The organism is Cohnella sp., assembly GCF_041641335.1.
Classification (GTDB): domain Bacteria; phylum Bacillota; class Bacilli; order Paenibacillales; family Paenibacillaceae; genus Cohnella.
In genome coordinates this window covers 1-4,442 of the sequence record NZ_JBEPYQ010000171.1, presented here as the reverse complement: position 1 = coordinate 4,442, position 4,442 = coordinate 1, and the positions used below count along the sequence as shown (strand labels likewise).

Here is a 4,442-nt window from a genome sequence, read left to right as displayed (position 1 = left end):
AGTCTCCGCCGAGGCGGGCGTGAGCCGGGGAGAAATCGGCCAATTAAAGCAGCAGATCGCGGCCTTGGAGAACAAGCTGGGCGCGCTGATCAGTGGCGGAGCGTCCATCGCCGCGCCGGGCGGCAAGCCGGCCGCGGGGCCGGGGAGTTCGCGCGGCGCGAGTGGCGCCGCCGCTCCCGCGCCGCGGGTGTCGACGGTATCGCGGCAGAAGCTGGCCGTATTCGCGGAAGCCCGCGGTTCCGCCGGCTCCTACCTGACGAAGTGGCCGCAAATCATGCAGAGGGTCAGGGAAGAGCGGGTCACCGTTCACGCTTGGCTGGTGGACGGGGAGCCGGTCTCCTTCGCGGAGGATTCGATTCTCGTCGCCTTCAAGAACACGATTCACCGGGAGACGACCGAGAAGCCGGCCAACAGAGGGGTAATCGAAGGGGTGCTGAGCTCCATCTTCGGCAGTCCGACGCAGCTGGTCACCACTCTCCAGCGAGAGTGGCAGGAGGTGCTCTCCGAATCGGAGGGCAAGCCGCAAGGAGCCTCCGAGGCCGAGGAGCTGCAGCTCGTTCCCGAAGGGGAGGACGGCGGCCGCAGCGAGCCTTGGGTAGACGAGGCCGTGAAGCTGTTCGGAGAAGACCTGGTCACGATTAAGGACGATTAAAAAAAACAAACCTACGGGAGGTTGCACAAAATGAACAACATGAACCAAATGATGAAGCAAGTGAAGAAGATGCAGGAGCAAATGCTGAAAGCCCAAGAGGAGCTCGGCAGCAAGTCGATCGAAGGATCCGCGGGCGGCGGAGTCGTGACCGTTGTCGTCAACGGACACAAGAAGCTGCTCGACGTCAAGATCAAGCCGGAAGCGGTCGACCCGGAAGACGTCGAGATGCTGCAGGATCTCGTTCTGGCAGCCGTCAACGACGCCCTCACCAAAGCCGACGATCTGGCCAACCAAGACATGAGCAAGTATACCGGGGGCATGAAGATTCCCGGCTTGTTCTAGAGGAGACTGAGCCCTTGTTCTATCCGGAACCGATCGCCAAGCTAATCGACTCCTTCTCCCGCCTTCCCGGCATCGGACCGAAGACGGCCGCAAGGCTGGCGTTCCACGTCCTGCGGATGAAAGAAGAAGACGTGATCGATTTCGCCAAGGCGTTGGTGAACGTCAAGCGCAATCTGACTTATTGTTCCGTCTGTTGCAATATTACCGACACGGATCCTTGCCGTATTTGTTCGGACAAAGCGCGGGACGCCTCCGTCATCTGCGTCGTGCAGGAGCCGAAGGATCTCGTAGCGATGGAAAGAACCCGCGAGTACAACGGGCATTACCATGTGCTTAACGGGGCCATCTCTCCGATGGACGGCCTGGGGCCGGACGATATTCGGATCGCGGAATTGGTGCGCAGGCTCGGCGACGAGCAGGTGCAGGAGCTGATTCTGGCGACCAATCCGAACATCGAAGGCGAGGCGACGGCGATGTACTTATCCCGTCTGGTTAAGCCGTTCGGCATTAAGGTTACCCGAATCGCGCATGGATTGCCGGTTGGTGGAGACTTGGAATACGCGGATGAAGTGACGATCTCCAAGGCGTTGGAAGGTCGCAGAGAGTTGAATTGACGCGCCATCGCTATACGCAAAACCCCGAGACCCGCCCATGAAGGCGAACTCGGGGTTTTCCTTTTTCTACAACGATTGATCCTCTACGCCGTTCAGCCAGCTCTCGATACTTCCGATGACCGAGGTGACGCAGCCGTCTTCGAACGGAGAGATCAGACCGGCTTCCTTCACCAGCTCGGTGAACGACAGACTTCCTCCCAGTCGGCACAGATGCAGATAATCGGCCCACGCGGCGCCGCGATCCTCGTGCATCCTCTTCCAGAATTGAAACGCGCAGATCTGCGCCAGCGTGTAGTCGATGTAATAAAACGGCGAGCTGAAAATGTGGCCCTGCTTATGCCAGTATCCGCCCCGCTCGTAATATCCGTTGTCCGCATAATCGCGGTGGGGGAGATATTTCTTCTCGATGTCCCGCCAGGCTTGCTTGCGTTCCGCCGGGGTCGCTTCCGGGTTCTCGTACACGAAATGCTGGAATTCGTCGACGGAAACTCCGTAAGGGAGGAAGAGCAGCGCGCCCGCCAAGTGCTGGAAACGGTACTTGTCCGTCTCCTCCAGGAAGAACAGGTCCATCCACGGCCAAGTGAAAAACTCCATGCTCATCGAATGAATTTCGCATGCCTCGTAAGTCGGGAAGCTGTACTCCGGTACCTTGAACTTTCTGCTCTCGTACACCTGGAAGGCGTGGCCGGCTTCGTGCGTCAGCACGTCGATGTCGCCCGCCGTTCCATTGAAGTTGGAGAAAATAAACGGCGCTTCGTATTGACTGATGTACGTGCAATACCCTCCGCTTTGCTTCCCCTTTTTGCTGACCAGATCCATCAATCCGTTATCCTGCATGAAGCGGAAGAAGGCGTCCGTCTCGGAAGACAGCTCGGCGTACATTTTCTCCCCGTTGGCCACGATCCAATCGGGATCGCCTTTCGGCTTGGCGTTGCCCGACAGGAAGGATAAGTTCTCGTCGAAGTACAGCAGGCGATCGACGCCGATCCGCTCCCGCTGCCGCTCCTTCAGCTTGGAGGCGATCGGTACGATGTGCTCCAGCACCTGACTGCGGAAGTTCGCCACCATTCCCGCATTGTAATCGGTCCGGCTCATTCTTGCGTAGCCGAGCTCGACGAAGTTGCGGAAGCCGAGCTTGGCGGCGATTCTCGTTCGCACTTTCACCAGCTCGTCGTACAGGCCGTCCAGTTCCTCTTCGTGGCTTGCCATGAATCCGGAGGACGCCTCGGAAGCCAGCTTGCGGACGTCTCGGTCGGTCGATTGCTGGAACGGGGCCAGTTGGGCCAACGTCCTTTCTTCGCCTTCGAACGGGATTTTGGCCGAGGCGATCAGCTTCGCGTATTTCGTCGTCAGCTTGTTCTCCTGTTGGAGATCTTCAATCACCTCCGGGCTGAACGTCTTAAGCGACAGCTCCGCCAGCCGGAACAGCTGCGTTCCCCACTTGGTTTCCAGTTCCGGACGGAACTTGGAATGGACCAGCTCCCGGTAATAGTCGGTTACGTATTCCTGGACTACGGGGCCGTTGTCGTCGAAGAAGTCCTGCTCGGCTTTGTAGAACTCGTCTTCCGTATCGATGGAATGTCGGATGCCTGCGATTTCCCTCATCGAATCGAATCCGTTGCGAAGCTTGTTGATCTCCGTCATGGACGAATCCTGCTCCTCGTAGCTGCCGGCGGAAGCGAATGCCGCCAAATGAGCTTTGAAGCTGCGTTCGAACTGTTGAACGTCCGGACGTTCGTATTGGTACTCTGTAAATTTCATAGGGTCGCACCTGCCTTGTTGTTTTTATCCATGAATGAACCTTGTCATTCTCTCATGCTTATTCGATGAAACAACTTGTTAACCCTGCTTTGTCGACCGAGCGGTTCTAAGAGAGTTTAGCTTTCTCATAGAAATAACAATAGGTTGTCCCCCGATTCGGGTATTCATGAGTAAAGCGAGGAGGATTTGAAAATGGAATGGTTCAAAAAGCGCGCCTCAAGCGCGGTGCTGTCGCTCGAAAACCAGGCGCTGATCGCGGACATTCGGAGAGCCGAGCAGGAGTGGAAAAACGCGGAGTGGAGATTCCAACATGCGCTGGGAGAGGATCATGTGGACTACGCGATCTTCTGTCTGGAAGCCGCGGAGAAGAAGTTGGGCATGCTGCTCAAACAGGCGAAGGGGAAATGGGGCGAGTCGGCCGATTTTGTTAAGGAGGTCCGGGAAGCGAAATGAAAACGTTCTGGCTTGCGCTGCTCGTCGTGTCGGGCTTGTCGTTGATCGTCGTTCTTCTTAGGCGCAATGTTCCTAAAGGATGGCTGACGAGATTCGGGATCCATCTGGTGTTGGCGGCTTTTGCACTGTATGCGCTAAATTTCTCGGGATGGGTGACGGGCTGGTACGTGCCGCTGAATCCGTTCACGATCGGTACGGTGGCGCTGCTCGGAGTGCCCGGCATCGGGCTTGTGCTCGGGTTGCAGTGGTCTCTGCTGTCTTGAATGAGCATGGGGAAATTGTGGCCGTAATAAATATTAAGGATTTCGCGAAAAATGTTTGTCAGGCGGTTGACGCGTGGGGTTATCGTGTGTTAAATTATATCTCGCGCCTCTTAGGCGGTCGACATGACCGACAGAAAAGATCGAATCTTGGAATAAATTACTTGTTGCAAACCGGTTGGGCGCTGTGGTATATTATAAAGGTCGCTGTTAACGCGGTGGCGGAATAGAGCAACACCGATTGCACCTTGAAAACTGAACATTGAGCGTAAGAAACAAAAAGCAATACCAGCAGTGAATGAGCGAATCAACTTTCATGGAGAGTTTGATCCTGGCTCAGGACGAACGCTGGCGGCGTGC

5 protein-coding genes and 1 pseudogene are annotated in these 4,442 nt (G+C 56.5%); 5 read left to right on the top strand and 1 reads right to left on the bottom strand.

The window, feature by feature from the left end; all coding sequences use genetic code 11:
* The 3 genes and pseudogenes from ACESLM_RS30290 to recR all read left to right on the top strand — a co-directional run.
* Positions 1-652, top strand: a pseudogene (locus ACESLM_RS30290) (DNA polymerase III subunit gamma/tau); the annotation flags it as partial.
* A 30-nt stretch (positions 653-682) separates the two neighbouring features.
* Positions 683-994: a YbaB/EbfC family nucleoid-associated protein gene (locus ACESLM_RS30285; RefSeq protein ID WP_372638416.1), complete on the top strand. Its 312-nt coding sequence runs from the start codon at positions 683-685 to the stop codon at positions 992-994.
* A 14-nt stretch (positions 995-1,008) separates the two neighbouring features.
* Entirely contained in the window at positions 1,009-1,608 is a 600-nt protein-coding gene (recR, locus tag ACESLM_RS30280) for a recombination mediator RecR (protein WP_094045063.1), read from the top strand.
* 66 nt (positions 1,609-1,674) lie between these two features.
* On the opposite strand, the gene ACESLM_RS30275 is transcribed toward recR, so the two are convergent.
* Positions 1,675-3,369: a M3 family oligoendopeptidase gene (locus ACESLM_RS30275; protein ID WP_372638414.1), complete on the bottom strand. Its 1,695-nt coding sequence runs from the start codon at positions 3,367-3,369 to the stop codon at positions 1,675-1,677.
* Positions 3,370-3,561: 192 nt separating this feature from the next.
* Between ACESLM_RS30275 and ACESLM_RS30270 the strand changes: the two genes are divergently transcribed.
* Both ACESLM_RS30270 and ACESLM_RS30265 read left to right on the top strand, forming a co-directional pair.
* A complete protein-coding gene (locus ACESLM_RS30270) occupies positions 3,562-3,822 on the top strand; it encodes a DUF2508 domain-containing protein (RefSeq protein WP_372638412.1) in 261 nt (86 codons plus the stop codon).
* The gene (locus tag ACESLM_RS30265; RefSeq protein ID WP_372638410.1) at positions 3,819-4,085 is read left to right on the top strand and encodes a pro-sigmaK processing inhibitor BofA family protein; all 267 of its coding nucleotides are present in this window, start codon (positions 3,819-3,821) and stop codon (positions 4,083-4,085) included. Before ACESLM_RS30270 ends, ACESLM_RS30265 begins: the two co-directional genes overlap by 4 nt.
* Positions 4,086-4,442 lie beyond the last annotated feature (357 nt).